The following is a 17246-nucleotide window of genomic DNA, read 5'->3' as shown; positions in this document are numbered from 1 at the left end:
CCAGTCACTTCACACGCCCGCACGCAACCGAAACTCGCCCCGATCGCTGCGGACGCACTAAAAACCTAGCGCCGGCGAAACAGCGGCCGTGGCTCGATCACCGAGCGCCCATATTGCACGCTCATGCCGACCAGGCCCTTGAGGGCATCGGTGGCGGATTTGTCTTCGCGCACGGCAAAGCTGTCGAACCCGCACTGGCGCATATGGCTGAGCTGATCGCGCAGCACATCGCCGATGGCGCGCAACTCGCCGAGCCAGCCCAGGCGGGTGCGCAGCAGATAGGCCTGGCTGTAGGCACGGCCGTCGCGAAAGCTCGGGAAGTCCAGGGCAATCATCGGCAGCAGCTTGAGCCAGGGCTTGAGGCTTTCCACCTCGTCGTCCGGGCCCAGCCACACCGCGTCCCGCGCCGGGTGGTGCTCGATGCGCCGGATCAGCCAGCGCGCCAGGGGCAAGACCAGGGGCCCGTCGGGCAACGGGCCGTCGACCTCGCGGACCAGGGTCCAGGCATCGTCCTCCACCAGCCGCGCTTCGCCTTCCTGCAGTTGCAACAGGTTATTCATGCCAGTGCCTCCTGGGCCTTGGGGTAGACCCGCTCCTTGAACGGCTCCAGGCCGATGCGGTTGAGGGTGTCGATAAACAGCTCTTCGCTTTCGCGGTAACGCACGAAGGTAGCGATGATCCACTCGATCACCTGGGGGATTTCGGCGGCGCTGAACGACGGACCGATCACCTTGCCCAGGGTGCTGTCGCGGCCCTGGGCGCCGCCGAGGGTGACCTGGTACCACTCGCTGCCGTTTTTATCGACCCCGAGAATGCCGATGTTGCCGATGTGGTGGTGGCCGCAGGCGTTGATGCAGCCGGAGATATTGAGGCTGATATCCCCCAGGTCGTGCAGGTAATCCAGGTCTTCGAAACGCTGCTGGATACCCTGGGCAATGGGGATCGACTTGGCATTGGCCAGGGCGCAGAAATCACCGCCGGGGCAGGCAATGATGTCGGTCAGCAGGCCAACGTTGGCGCAGCCCAGGCCCTGCTCGCAGGCTTGCTGCCAGAGGTCGAACAACAGCGACTTGGGCACGTCCGGCAGGACGATGTTCTGCTCGTGGGCCATGCGGATCTCACCAAAGCCGAACTGTTCGGACCAGTCGGCCACCGCACTCATCTGCTCGGCGCGGACATCCCCCGGCGGCGACGCCATGCCTGGTTTGGTCGAGAGCACCACGCAGGTGTAGCCCGGCACTTTGTGCGGCTGCACGTTGCGCGCAACCCAGCGGGCAAACCCCGGGTTCTCGGCCAGGCGCACGCCGTGGTCGAGGTCGATCTCGCTGCGCGGCGGGTAATCGGGGGAGACAAAGGCGCTGGCGACCCGCTGGTACTCGGCTTCGGTCAATTGCGCCGGGCCGTCCTTGAGGTGCTGCCATTCCTCTTCCACTTCCTTGGCGAAGGCTTCGATCCCCAGGGCCTTGACCAGGATCTTGATCCGCGCCTTGTACTTGTTGTCGCGCCGCCCGTGACGGTTGTAGACCCGCAGCACGGCCTCGACGTAGGACAGCAGGTGCTGCCAGGGCAAGCCTTCGCGAATCTGCAAGCCAAGGATCGGCGTGCGCCCCAGGCCGCCGCCGACGATCACCCGCAGCAGCATTTCCCCGGACCGGGTGCGGTACAGGTACAGGCCGATGTCGTGCATCATGATCGCCGCCCGATCCTCCCTGGCCGAGCAGATGGCGATCTTGAACTTGCGCGGCAGGTACAAGAATTCCGGGTTGATGGTCGACCACTGGCGCAGGATTTCCGCCAGCGGCCTGGGGTCGAGGATCTCGTCGGCGGCCACCCCGGCAAAGGCTTCGGTGGTGATGTTGCGCACACAGTTGCCGGAGGTCTGGATCGCATGCATCTCGACCTCGGCCAGGCGTTCGAGGATGTCCGGCACCTCGGCCAGCTCGATCCAGTTGAACTGCATGTTCTGCCGGGTAGTGATGTGGCCGTAGCCGCGGTCGTAGTCCCGGGCGATGCTGGCCAGGGTGCGCATCTGCCGCGCACTGAGGGTGCCGTAGGGAATCGCCACCCGCAGCATGTAGGCATGCTTTTGCATGTACAGGCCGTTCTGCAGCCGCAGCGGCAGGAACTCTTCCTCGCTCAGTTCGCCGGCCAGGAACCGCTCGACCTGATCGCGAAACTGCGCCACCCGCTCAAAGACCAGGGCCCGGTCGTAATCGTCATACAGATACATGTCATTGCCTCATCAGTACTGCGCCGCTCCCTCCCGCCCCCTCCAACCTGTAGCCACTGCCGCAGGCTCGGGCCGCGCTCGGACGCTGGCCTGCCCGGACAATCGGCGAGTGCCAGAGCGATCCTGGCCCAGCAACGGGCCAGCGCAGCCTCGTGCCACGGCAGCGGCTACAGGGTTGGGGGTCGCACGCTGGAGGGGGCGGACAGGGTTCTTGTGTGATGAAGACTATGGCGCAACAGCTCAGCGCGTTACAGATTCAGGTAAATACTAAAAAACCATATCAGGGCGCGGCCGATGGCCGCAGGCAGGCGAAAAATCTGATCCGTATTAATGCAGTTTTTCTGAGCCTGTTTTGTTTCGCCCATGCTTTCTACAGTTTGCGGCATGCCAGACCGGGTGGCCTGGCAAGACTTTGCAACCGTGGAAGAATTGACCATGAGCACAGCAACAATCGAACCGGCCTACAACTACAAGGTCGTTCGCCAATTCGTCGTGGCGACCGTGGTATGGGGCGTCATCGGCATGGCCATGGGGGTGTGGATCGCCTCGCAACTGGTGTGGCCGGAAATGAACCTCGACCTGCCCTGGACCACCTTCGGTCGCCTGCGTCCGCTGCACACCAGCCTGGTGATTTTCGGCTTTGCCGGCAGCGCCCAGTTTGCCGCCAGCTACTACGCGGTACAGCGTACCTGCCAGGTGCGGCTGTACTCCGACACCCTGGCCGCCTTCACCTTTTGGGGCTGGCAATCGGTGATCGTGATCATGCTGATCAGCCTGCCCCTGGGCTACACCACCACCAAGGAATACGCCGAGATCGAGTTCAGCGGCGCGGTGTGGATGACGGTGGTCTGGGTCGCCTACGCCATCGTGTTCTTCACCACCGTGGTGCAGCGCAAGACCAAGCATATCTACGTCGGCAACTGGTTCTTCGGCGCCTTTATCCTGGTGATCGCCATGCTCCACGTGGTCAACCACCTGTCGATCCCGGTGGACTGGTTCAAGTCCTACCCGGTGTATTCCGGGGCCACGGACGCCATGGTCCAGTGGTGGTACGGCCACAACGCCGTAGGTTTCTTCCTGACCACCGGCTTCCTGGGGATGATGTATTACTTCGTGCCCAAGCAGGTCGGGCGCCCGGTGTACTCCTATCGCCTGTCGATCGTGCATTTCTGGGCCCTGATCACCCTGTACATCTGGGCCGGCCCGCACCACCTGCACTACACCGCCCTGCCGGATTGGGCGCAGTCCCTGGGCATGGCCATGTCCCTGATCCTACTGGCCCCGAGCTGGGGCGGCATGATCAACGGCATGATGACCCTGTCCGGCGCCTGGCATAAATTGCGCACCGACCCGATCCTGCGTTTTCTGGTGCTGTCCCTGGCGTTCTACGGCATGTCGACCTTCGAGGGGCCGATGATGGCGATCAAGACGGTCAACGCCCTGTCCCACTACACCGACTGGACCATCGGCCACGTGCACGCCGGGGCCCTGGGCTGGGTGGCGATGATCACCTTCGGCTCGCTGTACCACATGATCCCCAAGGTCTTCGGCCGCGAGCAGATGTACAGCACACCGCTGATCAACCTGCACTTCTGGCTGGCGACCATCGGCACCGTGCTCTACATCGCTTCGATGTGGGTCAACGGCATCACCCAGGGCCTGATGTGGCGCGCGATCAACGACGACGGCACCCTCACCTACTCCTTTGTCGAAGCCTTGCAGGCCAGCCATCCGGGGTTCGTGGTGCGCTTTGCCGGCGGCGTGTTCTTCCTCAGCGGCATGCTGCTGATGGCCTACAACACCTGGCGCACCGTACGCGTGGCCGACCTTGGCCTGGCCGAGCGCGAAGCGCAGATTGCCTGACCACCCCGGGCGCCCTCTAGCGGGGGCGCCCGCCTTGCCCGGGAGCATTCACCCATGGAAATCCTCTTCAACCTGCTGGGCGTGGCCGGCCTGTACCTGTGCATCGAGTACTGCCTGCGCCACCACAACAGCCAAAGCCTGGACGATGCCAGCCTGATTCCCTTTGCCGACGACCCGGAAGTGGCGCGCCGGGTCGAGCTGGCCACCGGCAAGAAAATCAAGGCCGTGGCCCCCGAAGAAGCCAGGCCGGGTTGGGGCAATATCGATATTTGAGGCCTGGACCACGGTCCGGCGCCGGCCCTTTGGTTTAAGCTGCACGCCTGGTTTCACAAGGACGTCTGCCATGCACACTGACCACGACACACCCGGCAAGGCCGGCCGGCACACCCTGAAAACCCTGGCGCTGCTCGGCCTGAGCCTGACGCTGGGGGGCTGCGAGTCGCTGTTCATGCTCGGCTGCATGGGCCGCACGGCGTTGCAGATCGAACCCGGCCAACTGCCCGCCGCCATCGTCGGCCAGCCCTACCAGGTCAGGTTGACGGTGCCGGGGTCCCATACGCCCCTGAGCGGGTTCTACCTGGACCCGGCCACACGCTTGCCCGAGGGCATCGAGCTGCGGCAGCTGGCCAATAGCGACTTCGCAGAGCTGTCGGGCACCGCGCACACCCCAGGGGTCTATCCGGTGCTGATCTACACCGCCAGCTACGGCACCCAATGCGCCGGGCAAAGCGCCGAGCGCAGCTATCAGTTGCAGGTCGTGGCGCCGTAGGCACGGCGCCGACGGCGGGATCAACCGCGTTCGCGGGGGATCAGGCTTTGCAGTTGCGCGGCGAGAAAGTTGCCGTCGAAGGCAAAGGTATCCGGGTCTTTCAGGCCGTTGGTCTTGCGCCATTGCCACGTGCCAGACGCAAGCCCCACCAGGGACACGCTGCCATAACGCGCTGCGGTCAGGCCCATCACCGCCAGTGAAATCAGACCACCGGCGCCCATCACATCCGGCACGAATTCCACCGGCTTGCCGGCGATCACGATGGTCAGTTTCTCGGTCTTGAAGGTCGAGGTTTCCACCGCCACGCTGGGGCCGAACGCGACATAGGGTTCGCGCGCGACTTCCAGCAGGTTGGGGCTCTTGACCGGGTCCAGCCATTGCTCGATCTGGTCGAACAGCTCGCCGATACGGGTGGCCCAGACCGCCGACTGGCTTTCGAACAGCTGTTTCTTGTGCGCTTCGCTCTGGGCGAATTGCTTGAGCATCTCGCCCAGTTGCTGTACGTCGTCCATTGTCTTGATCCTTGAGTAAACCGGTGTTGCGGGTCTGGATCATGGCAGATGCCAGCCACGGCCGTATGACTAAAGTGCCCGTCGGCGCGCCCGGTACTGGCTGGGGGTCAGCCCCAGGACTTTGCGGAACGCACTACCCATATGCGACTGATGAGCAAAACCGGCGTCCAGGGCGATGCTCGCCAGCGCCAAGTCGCTACTGTCGATTGCGCGGCGCGCGGCCTGGACCCGGGTCTCGATAAGCCAGGCGTGGGGTGTCATGCCGACGGCACGGGTGAAGTCCCGCAGAAAGCGCAGCTCATGCTGGCCGCAGCTAGCGGCCAGTTGTGCCAGGGACAACGGCTGCCCGTATTGCTCAGCCATCTGCTCCAGCACCCGGGCGAACTGCGCTGGACGCGGACGCGAGCACCCCGGTTCGGTCACCGCCTGCAAGGCCAGCAATTGCAGCGCGCAATGCTCCAGTGCCAGCACATCCGGGGTCGGCTCCAGCAGCAGGCGTCGTGCCTGCTGCGCCAATGCCAGGGCGCGGCCGTGACCCTGGCGCTGCACGCGGCCCGAGGTCAGGGGCAATACGCTTTGCAGGGCCTCATCGCGCCAGCGCAACAGCAGGTATTCGCCGCCGGTGTCCGACTCGGAAAAAACCTCGATCCCGGCCGGGGTCAGCGCCAGGGTGCCGGGCCAGGTGTCGAAGTCCTGGCGGTGGTCGCTGTCGATGGCATGCACGCCCTGCTGGCGCTCCAGGGTCACGCCCAGGGTTGACCGCTGCGCCGGGTCGCGCGCGCTGTAGGCCGAGCGCGGCAGCAGTTGCAGGCACAGTCGGTCATCGAGCAACGGCTGGCTCAGCATGTGAAATTTCCTGATAGAACGACGGGGCGTGTCGGCACACACTTTAGAGCATCTCAGGTAGTCATCAACAGGAACTTTGCATGCGAACCATCGGCCTTATCGGCGGCATGAGCTGGGAGTCCAGCGCCGAGTATTACCGGCTTATCAACCAGCAGGTGCGCGAGCAGCTCGGGCCCTTGCGCTCGGCAAAACTGCTGATGTACAGCGTCGACTTCGGGCCTGTCGAGCAGGCGCAACATGCCGGACGCTGGGAGGATGCGGCGTTGATTCTGGTGGACGCGGCGCAGCGCCTGCAAGCTGGCGGCGCCGAGTGCATCGTGCTCTGCACCAACACCATGCACCGGGTCGCCGAGCAGATTCAGAACGCGGTCGAGGTGCCCTTTCTGCATATCGCCGACCCCGTGGCCCAGGCCGCGCAGGAAGCCGGCACACTCAAGGTCGGGCTGCTGGGCACGGCCTTCAGCATGGAGCAACCCTTCCTCAAGGAACGCCTCGGCGCCCAGGGCCTGGAAGTGCTGGTGCCGGACGCCGAGGAGCGCCAGGCGCTGCACCGGATCATCTACGAGGAGTTGTGCGTGGGCATCATCAGCGCCGAATCGCGCCGGGTGTATCAGCAGGTCATCGCCTCATTGATGGCCCGCGGCGCCCAGGCGGTGATCCTGGGCTGCACGGAAATCGGCCTGCTGATCAAGCCCGAGCACAGCCCCCTGCCCCTGTTCGACACCACCGAGCTGCATGCGCGGGCGGCAGTTGCCTTTGCCTTGCAGCAGCCCTGAAGCCGTCAGGTTTGGGCGCGGGATTGGCGGTTGGCCGAGGTTGTTCAGGTAGGGCGTCGACGCTGGTGAGGGCCAGCGCAGCCTTCGACAGCGGCTACAGGGTAGCCGCTGACGGTGGGTCAGGCCGTGGGTGCTGGCCGCAGGCGCGCCATGCTCAGGGTGTCGACGTAACGCCCGTCCCGCACGGCGTATTCACGCAGCAGGCCTTCGCTGTCGAAACCGAATTTGTGGTACAGGGCGATGGCGGCTTCGTTGTCGGCGTACACCGTCAATTCCACGCGGCGCAGGTTCATCCAGTTGTCGGCCACATCCAATACCGCCGCCAGCAGACAGGTGCCAATGCCCTTGCCCTGCCAGGGCACCGCGACGCCCATGCCGATACTGCCGCAGTGAGCGCGGCGGATCCGCGAATACTGCTCGATGCTGCAACTGCCGATCACCGAGCCTTGATGCAGCGCCACCAGCGCCACGCGGCGCTCGTTGTCCGGGTCCAGGCGCTTGCGCCAGACCTCGCGCGACTGATACGGCATCTGCAACACCTGGCGCGCCACGGCCGGGTCGTTATAGAGGGCGGTGATGCCATCGAGGTGCGCTTCGCTGAAGCGTTCGATGACGATGGTCGGGTCACGGTGAGACATGGCAGGCTCGTCCTTGAAATCGGTGTGGCCGCCGAGTGTAAGCGGCCCGCCTCCGACTTGGCGAGTACCTCGCCCGCCTGCCGTCCCCCGTTACTCGAACCAGTCGCGCCGCTCGTTGAAGGTGTTGAGGATCAGCTCCACCATCAGCTCCACCGCCTGCGGGTGCTCGACCTGGGCATTGACCGCCATCCACGCCTGGCGCTGCATGCCCTCGGCGAACAACCCGGGCAAGGCCGTCAGCCCGCGATCGAAGCAGCTCATGTAGCGCGGCAGCAGTCCAATGCAGGCGCTGCAGCGGATCATCTCCAGCATCAGTTCGTAGGCATGCACCTGCACCACCCCGGCCAGACGCTGTTCCACCAGGCTGTTCCAGGGACGCAAGGCCTCGATCTGGCGGTCATGCTGCCACTGCACCAGCATGTAGTCGGCCAGGTCATCCAGGCTGTCGGGGCGTGCCGCCACCCGCGAATAGCGCTTGGCGATATGCGGCAGATAATCCAGGCGCGCCAGGGCTCGCGGCGTATCGGTGGCGAAGCTCGGCCCGGGCGCTGGCGAGTCCACCCCGGCCAGCCACAGCACCACATCGGCGCTCAGGGCTTGCAGCGACAGCTCGCTGTCGATCGAGATGATCTCCAGGCGCACGCTGGCGTTGCGCCGCAGCAGGGCAATCAGGTCGCGGCCGAGGATGTCGTGCAGGATCGACTCGGCCACCGCCAGGCGGATCAACGGCTGCTCGATCACCGGCAACCGCCGTTCATGGGCCAGGGCGATCAACTGCGCCTGTAACTGATGGCCTTCGCGACTCAAGGTCAAGGCGCTCCCGTGGTAGCTGAACAATGAGCGATGCACCTGTTCTTCGAGCAAGGCCAGCTGCTTGCGCAACAGCGTGGCCTTGATATTGAGGCTGCGCGCCGCCTGCATGAAACAGCCACAGCGGGCGCTGGCCAGAAAGTAGCGGGCCACCTCGGGGTCGATGGCGGCCGCCAGGGCCAGCCAGGCTTCCCGAGGTTCGCCGGACGAGCGATAAGGCGCGATGCCCTGGGGTGCAGCGGGTTCTAAAAAGGCCATTGTTGACTCCCTGTCTTATGGTTATTGCATCCATTGCCGGTGGCTAAAGCGGCTCCTCCAGCACTTTGTTCAATTGCGCGCCATCGATGCTCAGGGTCGCGGTGTTGAGCATGCCTTCGAGGTAGGCCTTGGCGATCTGCTCCTGGCGTTGCGCACGCAGGGCCTGGGTCAGCCGTTCGCGCAGCTCATCGAGGCTGGCCAGGCGCGCCGGCTGTTGCTCGACAAGCTTGAGCACATGGAACCCGGCCGCGCTCTGCACCGCGTCCGAAACCGACCCGGGCTTGAGCCGCGCCACCACGCCACGCACCTCCGGCACCAGTTGCTGCAAGGGCTGCAGGCCACTGTCGCCACCGCGCCGGGCACTCTCGCGATCCTGGGAATACTGCGCGGCCAGGGCGCTGAACTCGGCGGGCGCGGCTTGGGCCCGGCGACTCAACTCCTGGGCCTGACGCCGCACCGAATCCAGGCTTTGCGGGTCATCGAGCGCCAGGAAGATCTGGCTGACCCGGTACAGCGCCGGGGTCATCCACCCCGCCTTGCCGCTGTCGTAGGCCTGTTGCAGTTCCGCCTCACTGGGGTAGCCCGGCGGCACCTGGCTGACCGAAATCATGTAGTCGCGAAACACAATCTGCTCGGTGGCGGCGCGCATCTGCTGCTCGACCTCCGGGCGCTGGCGCCAGCCCTGGGCATCGGCCTGCTCCAGCACGGCCTTTTGCGCCAGGCGCGAACGAATCCAGGTTTCCAGGGCCGGACGATTGCCCCGCAGTTGCTGCCGCGACTCTTCGGGCAGCGCCGCGAGCAGCGCCGTGAGCTCCGGCAGTGCCACCTGCTGATTGCCCAGGCGTGCCACTGCCGGCCCGCTTGGCTCGAGGTCGATGGCGGGCGCCGCCTGCTGGGCGGCCACCGGATCGACGCCAGGACGCAAGGCCAGGCCCACGCCCACCACCAGCAGCGCCAGGGCCCCGGCGCCGATCACCAGGCTGGGCTTTTTCACAGGGCGTGCGCCTCTTCAGTGGGGGCCGGCGCGGGGGCAGCGGCGGCGGATTCCTGGGCCTGGAGCTGCGCCGCGTGCTGGCTGTATTCGCGCAGGTAGACGATGAATTCCTGCAACAGGCGGTCCCAGAGTTCCAGCTGGCTGCGCAGGTGGCTTTCGCCAACACCGGCCACCACCACGTCCATTTCCATCACCAGAAACTCGCCCTGCAACGCCAGGCGGGCAAAGCGCCGCGAGGCATTCCACAGCTGCGCCAGGCCGTCCGGCAAATCACCCTGGACCCGCAGCGCGCAGCTGTAGGTGAAGTCCACGTAGCTGCCCGGCTCCGCCGCCGGGTTGCCGAAGCGCACGGCAAAACCGATGCCCTGGCTGGCGCTGAGCAGTTGCACGATGGCGTTCTGTTCGCTCTGGTTGACCCGGTAGCCGGCCTCTTGCAGCAGCTCGGTAAGGCTTGGCACGGTGACGCTGGTAATCAGTTGTGGGCTGTTCATGCAGGTTCTTCCTTGTCAGTCAGTGGTTGATCGCAGCCTGGGGGGCATCGAAGCGGTTCTGGTACAGCCCGTCGCCAAAGCCCTGGGCCAGTTCCTCGAACTTGACCCGGGCGCCGCTGGCAAACGGCTGGCGGATTTTCATCACATCGGCCACGTCGATTTTTTCGTAGGCCGCCAGTACCTCTTTGGCGACCTCGTACATCTGCTGATTCTTGACCGAACATTGCTGCACTTGTGTGTCACGTTCGGCCAATTGCCCTTGCAACCGCGCACGCTCGGTCTCTTTGCCCCGGGCCATGACCAGCAGCTCGTCGTAGGCCTTCTTGAACTTGCCGGCCTGCTCGCTGCTGGCCGCCACCTGGGCCTGGGCCTGGCTGTGCAGGCTTTGCTGCTGGCCGGCCAGTTGTTCGGCCAGGGCCCGGGTCTTGTCCAGCTCGGCGGTCAGTTGCCTGATTTGCGCCTGGGCCTGCTTTGCCTGGTTTTCCGCGGCGCTGCGTGCAGCAGTGGCCTGGGCCTGTTCGCTTTGCAGGGCCTGCAATTGCGCGGTGGTGCTGCGCAGCTGAGTGCGCAGGCGCTCCTCCATGCCTTCGGCCAAGGCACCGCTGGCGGCCAGGCCGCCCAAGGCCAGTAACAGGCAGCAAGCGCCTGCCCGGGTTCGCGTGTTCATGTGGCGTCTCCCTGCGCGTCAGAAGCGCGTGTTGATTTCCAGCTGCATGACGTCGACTTCAAACGGCGCGCCATACACCTCTGAAGCGCTCAGCCAACGGGCGCTGGCGTAGATGTTCTTGTCGATGCCGTAGTTGCCGCCAATGAAATAGCCCTTGGCGTTGGTGCCGCCCAGGTGAAACGACGAGTCGTTGAAGCCGTCCGGCAAGGCGTCGGGCTGGATGTACTTGTAGCCAGCCAGCAGGTTCCAGTCGCCGGCCTTTTTCATCTCCAGCGCGCTGCCCAGGGTGAACTGCACCATCAGCGCGTTGGCGCCGCTTTCAAACTGGCCATTGCGGTTGATGTTGTTGACGATTTCGCCCTCGCTGCGCTTGAGCATCTCGCCCTTGTCGTAGGCCAGGTTGTGAATGAAGTTGGTCTGGCTGCGCAGCTTGAGGTCGTCCGGCAACTCGGCATCCCACACCAGGTTCAGGTCGAGCACGTCGAACTTGGACGCCAGGCCGACGTACTGCGGCTGCGGGGTCAGGCCGGGCGTGGCCGGGTTGGGGCTGATATCGCGCAGCAGGAACACGCTGTTGCCCTTCTGCATGAAGGCCACCCGCGAGCCGTCACTGTCACACGCCGGTTGCCCGGCCCAGGGTGCGCAAGGGCTGGAGCGCTGGCCTTCGATGTCGTCGAAGCGGTAGTAGGCCAACGCGCCTTTGAGGCTGTTGCCACGATTGATCCGCCAGTTGGCGCCGATCTGCCCGCCGAACAGCCATTTATTGTCGCTGTCTTCCTTGTCCAGGCCGTTGCTGCTGGCGGTGTCGGAGCTGTACTCGACCGGGAACGCGCCCAGGGTGCCGAACAGCCCCCAATCGCTGTTGAGCGTGTGATTGAAGATCGCCGCCACGCCGTCGAAGTTGAGGTCGTTGGAATACATCATGTCGGTGGAGAAAAACGGGTTGGCGATCCGCCCGCCGGTCAGGGTCAGGTCCTGGGTAGCCTTCCAGGTCAGGTAGCCCTGGTCGAGCCAGATGTCCTTCTTGCCAAAGCCGCCGCCCAGGGTCTGGGTGGTGGATACCGGGTTGTTGTCGGAACCGGTGCCGATCCGCACGCCGGCGGTCCACTCCGGTGAAATCAGCGCTTTCATGCCCAACCGTGCACGCAGGCGGAACAGGTTTTCCCGATCTTCGCGGGTGTTGAGCAAGGGTGGCAGCTTGGTGTTGGTGTCTTTGTTGACGTCGTAGGGGCCCGTGTCGTTGAGCTTGGCGTAGTCGACGATTTCATTGCTGTTGTTGCCCGAGTAGTAGCGCGACTCGTCCCGCAGGCGAATGTCGCCGTCGAAGCTGATGCGCGACACCCAGTCGGGGAAGGTGTTGGGCTGGGCCCAGTTTTCCTGCTTGGCGGTGGCCATGACCTCGGCCTTGACCTGATCGCGGATCTGGTCGCGCACCGCCGCCGGTACGTACTGCACCCGCACATCCCCCGGGGCGGTGGCGGGGCCGGCCGCCACCGCCGTCGCATTGCTCGCCTGACGGGCCTGGCGGGCTTCGCTTTCAGCCTGGGCAATCAGCCCGTCGGCCTGTTCCTGCTTGAGCACGCCCTGCTGCACCAGCAGGCGGATCAGGTTGATCGTGGCGTTTTCCGAAGGCGCAGCCGGAGCGGCCGTCGCCTGGCCGACCAGGGTCGCAATGACCATGCCGACCGCCAGGGTCAATCGATTCACGTGGGAAATCATCTGCACACAACTCCTGTAGAAAACTGCAAATAGGGTTCGATCAATCCGGACGCCGGCCCTTGAGGGACAGGCGCACCGGCAGGGTCAGCGAGGCCGGCGTGCGTTCCTTGAGCCGCGGCGTGGCGCGCAACGCCGCCAGCACCTGGGCATCGGTCTGCGGGTCGCCACTGGACTGCACCAGCTCGGCCCGGGTGACCTGGCCATCGGCGCTCAACCACAGGTCCGCCTGTACTGCGTAGGCCTTCTTGCGCAGCTCCGGGTCTTCGCGCAGCAGGCGCTGGAAGGTCGCCGCCAGGTACTGCTTGAACGTCCCGGTGCCCAGGCCGCCCCCACCGGAACCGGCCATGCCGCCGCCCTTGCCGGCGCCGATGTTGAAACCGTCGTTGCCGGACTGGGCATCGCCGTCGATCTGCATCGGGTTGGCCAGGTCCTGGGCCGGGTTGGGCGGTGCCTCTTCCTCGGGCTTGACCTGTTCCGGCTCTGGTGTCGGCTCGGGTTCGGGGACTTTTTCCTCGACCTGGGGCTCAGGCTCCTTCAGCTTTTCCGGAGGCGGTGGGGGTGGCGGCGGCAAGGGAATGATGGTCGGCACCTTGGGCGCTTCACGGCGCACGCCGGTCATGTCATTGGCCCATTGCCAGAGCAGCCAGGCCGCCACCGCGCCCAGCAGCAGGCCGGCGCCCCACTTCAACAGGCGCGCGGCGCGCGGCGTGTGCCGCACCGGTGGCAGCTGGATAGGTTGTTGTGCGGTCATGGCTCAGCCCTGGCTCGGTTTGCCGGTGACCAGCCCGACCTGGGACAGCTCCAGGCGCCGCAGCAGGTCGAGCACCTCGATCACCTTCTGGTACTGCACCGTGGCATCGCCGCGGACAATCACCGGAAAGTCCGGGCTCTGGGCCTTCTCGATGCGCAGGCGCTCTTCCAGCTCGGCCAGGGTCACCGGGTAGGCGTCGAGGAACACCTGGCCGCCGTCGTTCACCGAAATCGCCTTGGTCTTGGCCTCGGACAACGACACCGAGGCGCTGGCCTTGGGCAGGTGGATCTGGATCCCCGAGACCTGGGCGGTGGCGGTGAGGATAAACATCACCAGCACCACCATCAGCACGTCCACCAGGGGCGTGATGTTGATGCTGTCGACGGCGGCGTCTTCTTCGTCGTCATGGGAGGCGTTCACGGAAGCCATGGCGGTTCTCCTCAGGCCGGTACGGAAGCGTTGGGATGGCTGACCCGCCAATGGGCGTTTTCGCTGTGCTGGCTCTCGCCGTGCATCTCCGCCAGGCGGGTGATGAACTCGTCGACGAACACCCGCATGTCGGCGCTGACCTCGCGGTTGCGGGTGATCAGGCGGTTGTAGCCAAACAGCGCCGGGATCGCGACGAACAGGCCCATGGCGGTGGCCAGCAGGGCCGCGGCCATGCCCGGGGCGATGGCGTTGATGTTGACGTCACCGGCCATGGCCGTGCCGAGGAACACCACCATGATCCCCAGCACCGTGCCCAAGAGGCCGATATAGGGTCCGCCGGCGATGGCGTTGGACAGGGTCGACAGCTTGGCGCTGAGCTGCTGGTTTTCCCGGGTGCGCACCCCGTCCATGGAGCAGCGGATGGCCTCGATGGTGGCCGCCGAGACCGACGACGTGTCGGCGCCCTGGGCCCGCCGGGTGCGGATCTCCTTGACCGCCACCAGGTACAGGCGCCACAGCGAGGAATGGGTCAGGCGCTCGGCCAGTTGCGGGTCGTCGGCGAACATTTCCAGGCGCGTGCCGATCTGCGCGAACTGCTCGCGAAAAACTTCATTGGCACTGCTGACCCGGCTGACCATGCGGTTCTTGCGCAGCATGATTATCCAGGACTGGATCATCATCCCCACCAGCACCAGGATGATCACCCAGGCGTCCACCGGCACCGCGTTGAGCAGAAAGCCCAGGCTGCCGAAACCGAAACCCGACTGCTCTTCATCGACGCCATAGGCCACCAGCTTCGACTCGGCGCCTTGGGCGCTGGCGTCGGCCAGGAGCAAGGCGGCCGGGCGCGAGACCTTGGACAGGCGCAGTTCGTCCAGGGCCCCGGTGAATGGCAGGTGGGTGCTGGCGGCGTCCGGCAGGTCGGCACCGATGGCCAGGGGCGAATTGAACGCCGGCAGCGCCAGGGCCAGGCTCGCGGTTTCGCGGCCGTTGAGGTAAAGCGCAACCCGCTCGCCCTGGGCAGTAAAGGCCAGGTGTTGCCATTGACCGGGGTTCAGCGGCTGGGTCGAAACAGCGCGCTGGCCGTCAACCTCCACGAACGGCGTGCCCTGGTTCAAGCCCAGCAACAGGCTGTGGGCGCCGTCGCGGCGGGCCAGCAGCACTTGCTCGCCGCTGGCCTGGTCCAGGCGCAGCCAGCTGCTGAAGGTAAAGGCGCCACCGGCGCTGTGTTGCAGCGACGGGCTGGCCGGCAACAACAGCGGCTGGCCGCTGAACTGCAAGGCGCGGCCGATCACCCCGTCGATGCTGGCGCCCGTGGCGTTCTGCGCCGTGTTGCCGTAGGCGGTGGTGTCCTTGGCCGGCGTGCCGTTGGCGCCGTCGAAGTGGTAGATCGCGCTGTAGTTCGGATCGAAGGTCAGTTGGCCATTGGCGGTGGCCGGGGCCTTCTGGTTGCCGTAGTACATCCAGATGTCCTGGCGCTGGCCGCCTTCGACCTTGGGCACATCGACCCAGATCAGGGCCATGCCCATCAGCGGGTCGAAGCTTTCGATCTGGTGGTTGAGCACGGTCTTGTCATCGGCCGCGACAAAGCGCAGGTCGGCGCCGTCTTCCTTGACCCCGTCAAAGGTGAAGTTGCCGGTGTGCAGGCGTACCAGCAGCGCGGTACGGCCCAGGGCCTCGTTGATCGCCGCGCCCTGGGGCGTGGTGTCGACCGAAATCTGCTTGCGGTAATGCCAGTCATCCTGCCACCAGGCATGGGCCGTGGCCGGGAGCACGAAGCCCAGGCAGATCAACAGGCTCAGAAATAAGCGTTGCATGTGATGGGTTCTCCGTAAAAGTCAGAACGTCGCCTGCACACTGAAGTGCAGGCGCGGGTCGTATTTCTGGGTGTTGGGGCCGTCTTTGAGCGGGTAGCCCCAGTCGAGGCTGCCGGACAGCCACTTGCTCAAACTGGCGCGGGTGCCGAGGCCAACACTGGCCAGGCTGTACTCGTCTTCCTGTTCGGGCAGCGGGTCATGCAGGGACAGGTGTGCGCCTTCGGCGAAGGCGTAGAAGCGCCACTCCTGCACATAGCTGCCGAGAAACCTGGCCAGGGACGGCGTACGCAGCTCCTGGGACAGCAGGTAGCCCTCATCCCCCGTGCGCTCAGCGGCCAGGTAGCCGCGCACCGAAGTGGCGCCACCGGCGGAATACTGCTCGTTGGACACCAGCGGCCCGGAGGCCAGTTGGAAGCCGGCCTTGGACGCCGACTGCCAGTCGCTGGCGAAGGTGTAGGTGAAGTTCAGGTCGCCCTTGAGCACGGCAAAGCTCGGGCTCGCGGCGTCACGCTTGTACTGGAACTCCTCCGCATCGCTGCCGTAGCCGAAAAAGCTGCGGGTGCCGACGATCAGGTTCAGGCCCAGCCCCAGTTGCGATGTTTCGCTGTAGCGGTAGCCGTTGTAGCCAAAGGTCAGCGGCGCGTACTTGAGGGGAATCTGGTCGCTGCTGGAACCGAAACGCATCTGCTCGTCGAAGTCCTTGAAATCCACCCCCACGGACAACGAGTTGGCCCAGTTGCCGGCGGCCGGCAGGCTGTAGATCGCCGACACGCCGTAGGAATGGCCCTTGCCCAGCACGTTGCTGCCGCCGATGGTGGCGATGTTGCTGTCGGACTGATAGCCGGAGAACTGCAGGCTCCAGCGCTCGCTCAAGGGCGCGCTGTAGGAGCCCGACCAGACCTTGGCGTTGGCGCTGTCCTGGGGCGCGGTGAAGTAGGTCAGGGAAATGCTGTGCCCCAGTTGCCAGAGGTTGTCGTAGCCCAGGGTGGCGACGCTGCGCAGCTTCTCGGTGTCGGCGCTGTAGTCGTTGTTCAGGCCAAGGCTGGCGTGCCACGGATTCTGGTCCTCCACCTGCAGGTCGACGTCCATGGTTCCCGGGCGCTGGCCTTCACGCACCAGCGGCGTGACCTGGCGCCCGGCGCTGCGGTTGAGGCCGGCGAGCTGGGTCTGCACCCGGGCGAAATCCGGCACCTGGCCTTCCTGCAGCGCCGGCACCTCGTCGCGGATCTCCACCGGCGAATAGTGCTTGGCGCCGACCACACGCACCCGGCCGACCTTGGTCTCGCTGACTTGCAGGTAGACGATACCGTCATCGACCTTCTGCTCCGGCAGCTCGACAAACACCGACTGATAGCCCTGGGCCTGGTAGACCTTCTGCAAGGCATCGCGCGCGCCTTCGATATCGCTCAAGGCCTTTTGCGGGCCGAGAAACGGGTACACCGCCTCCTCGATGGCCCGGGCGTCGAGCACCGTGTTGCCGCGCACAAAGTACTCGTTGACGTCCACCAGCCGTGGCGCCGGCTCCGCGCCCTGCCCCACAGGTGCCTCGTCGGCCTGGGCCGTCGGCACCAGCGCCCCCAGCGCCAGCCAGCCGCACAGCGCCAGGCCGCGCCCGCCCGCCGCCGGCCGCTTTGACTTGAACAGATACTCCACACCGCCCCCTAGATTGCCGAAAT

At 65.4% G+C, this 17246-nt stretch carries 18 protein-coding genes; 4 read left to right on the top strand and 14 right to left on the bottom strand.

Features of this window, described 5'->3' with window-relative positions; genetic code table 11:
- Positions 1 to 65: 65 nt before the first annotated feature.
- Positions 66 to 560 carry a DUF934 domain-containing protein gene (locus JFU57_RS22185; RefSeq protein ID WP_078472090.1) on the bottom strand — a complete coding sequence of 165 codons (495 nt, stop codon included), beginning with the start codon at positions 558 to 560 and terminating at the stop codon, positions 66 to 68.
- Positions 557 to 2230, bottom strand: coding sequence for a nitrite/sulfite reductase (locus tag JFU57_RS22180; RefSeq protein WP_201130787.1), 1674 nt, complete (start codon positions 2228 to 2230; stop codon positions 557 to 559). The genes JFU57_RS22185 and JFU57_RS22180 overlap by 4 nt, the downstream gene beginning before the upstream one ends.
- 435 nt (positions 2231 to 2665) lie before the next feature.
- On the opposite strand from JFU57_RS22180, the gene ccoN reads away from it, so the two are divergent.
- The 3 genes from ccoN (at position 2666) to JFU57_RS22165 (ending at position 4862) form a co-directional block, all read left to right on the top strand.
- A complete protein-coding gene (gene ccoN, locus JFU57_RS22175; RefSeq protein ID WP_078472282.1) occupies positions 2666 to 4093 on the top strand; it encodes a cytochrome-c oxidase, cbb3-type subunit I in 1428 nt (475 codons plus the stop codon).
- 54 nt (positions 4094 to 4147) lie between these two features.
- Entirely contained in the window at positions 4148 to 4366 is a 219-nt protein-coding gene (locus JFU57_RS22170) for a cbb3-type cytochrome c oxidase subunit 3 (protein ID WP_201130786.1), read from the top strand.
- A gap of 70 nt (positions 4367 to 4436) precedes the next feature.
- Positions 4437 to 4862, top strand: a complete 426-nt coding sequence (locus tag JFU57_RS22165; protein WP_102047932.1) for a hypothetical protein — start codon at positions 4437 to 4439, stop codon at positions 4860 to 4862.
- Between the two features lie 20 nt (positions 4863 to 4882).
- On the opposite strand, the gene JFU57_RS22160 is transcribed toward JFU57_RS22165, so the two are convergent.
- Positions 4883 to 5374, bottom strand: a complete 492-nt coding sequence (locus JFU57_RS22160; protein ID WP_078472087.1) for a hypothetical protein — start codon at positions 5372 to 5374, stop codon at positions 4883 to 4885.
- Between the two features lie 69 nt (positions 5375 to 5443).
- Positions 5444 to 6220, bottom strand: coding sequence for a helix-turn-helix domain-containing protein (locus JFU57_RS22155; RefSeq protein WP_201130785.1), 777 nt, complete (start codon positions 6218 to 6220; stop codon positions 5444 to 5446).
- Positions 6221 to 6300: 80 nt separating this feature from the next.
- Here JFU57_RS22155 and JFU57_RS22150 point away from each other — a divergent pair, with 80 nt between their 5' ends.
- Positions 6301 to 6996 (top strand): aspartate/glutamate racemase family protein, encoded by a 696-nt coding sequence (locus JFU57_RS22150; RefSeq protein ID WP_078472085.1) that lies wholly within the window; start codon positions 6301 to 6303, stop codon positions 6994 to 6996.
- A 119-nt stretch (positions 6997 to 7115) separates the two neighbouring features.
- Here the strand turns inward: JFU57_RS22150 and JFU57_RS22145 are convergent, their stop codons facing one another.
- The 10 genes from JFU57_RS22145 to JFU57_RS22100 form a co-directional block, all read right to left on the bottom strand.
- Positions 7116 to 7634: a GNAT family N-acetyltransferase gene (locus JFU57_RS22145; protein WP_078472084.1), complete on the bottom strand. Its 519-nt coding sequence runs from the start codon at positions 7632 to 7634 to the stop codon at positions 7116 to 7118.
- 90 nt (positions 7635 to 7724) lie between these two features.
- Entirely contained in the window at positions 7725 to 8702 is a 978-nt protein-coding gene (locus JFU57_RS22140; RefSeq protein WP_201130784.1) for a LysR family transcriptional regulator, read from the bottom strand.
- 43 nt (positions 8703 to 8745) lie between these two features.
- Positions 8746 to 9696: a peptidylprolyl isomerase gene (locus tag JFU57_RS22135; protein ID WP_201130783.1), complete on the bottom strand. Its 951-nt coding sequence runs from the start codon at positions 9694 to 9696 to the stop codon at positions 8746 to 8748.
- Positions 9693 to 10187 (bottom strand): YbjN domain-containing protein, encoded by a 495-nt coding sequence (locus JFU57_RS22130; RefSeq protein WP_078472081.1) that lies wholly within the window; start codon positions 10185 to 10187, stop codon positions 9693 to 9695. Before JFU57_RS22130 ends, JFU57_RS22135 begins: the two co-directional genes overlap by 4 nt.
- A gap of 19 nt (positions 10188 to 10206) precedes the next feature.
- Positions 10207 to 10854: a DNA repair protein gene (locus tag JFU57_RS22125; RefSeq protein ID WP_201130782.1), complete on the bottom strand. Its 648-nt coding sequence runs from the start codon at positions 10852 to 10854 to the stop codon at positions 10207 to 10209.
- An 18-nt stretch (positions 10855 to 10872) separates the two neighbouring features.
- On the bottom strand, positions 10873 to 12573 hold the full coding sequence (locus tag JFU57_RS22120) for a putative porin (protein ID WP_078472079.1): 1701 nt from the start codon (positions 12571 to 12573) through the stop codon (positions 10873 to 10875).
- A gap of 40 nt (positions 12574 to 12613) precedes the next feature.
- Positions 12614 to 13324 carry an energy transducer TonB family protein gene (locus JFU57_RS22115; protein WP_201130781.1) on the bottom strand — a complete coding sequence of 237 codons (711 nt, stop codon included), beginning with the start codon at positions 13322 to 13324 and terminating at the stop codon, positions 12614 to 12616.
- A gap of 3 nt (positions 13325 to 13327) precedes the next feature.
- Positions 13328 to 13753: an ExbD/TolR family protein gene (locus tag JFU57_RS22110; RefSeq protein ID WP_020294495.1), complete on the bottom strand. Its 426-nt coding sequence runs from the start codon at positions 13751 to 13753 to the stop codon at positions 13328 to 13330.
- 11 nt (positions 13754 to 13764) lie between these two features.
- Complete coding sequence (locus JFU57_RS22105) at positions 13765 to 15570, bottom strand: DUF2341 domain-containing protein (protein WP_201130780.1); 1806 nt, start codon at positions 15568 to 15570, stop codon at positions 13765 to 13767.
- A gap of 21 nt (positions 15571 to 15591) precedes the next feature.
- A complete protein-coding gene (locus JFU57_RS22100) occupies positions 15592 to 17223 on the bottom strand; it encodes a ShlB/FhaC/HecB family hemolysin secretion/activation protein (RefSeq protein WP_446739666.1) in 1632 nt (543 codons plus the stop codon).
- Positions 17224 to 17246 lie beyond the last annotated feature (23 nt).

The organism is Pseudomonas sp. TH07 (genome assembly GCF_016651285.1).
In the GTDB taxonomy this organism is placed as follows: domain Bacteria; phylum Pseudomonadota; class Gammaproteobacteria; order Pseudomonadales; family Pseudomonadaceae; genus Aquipseudomonas.
This window is presented reverse-complemented; position numbering and strand designations above follow the sequence as displayed.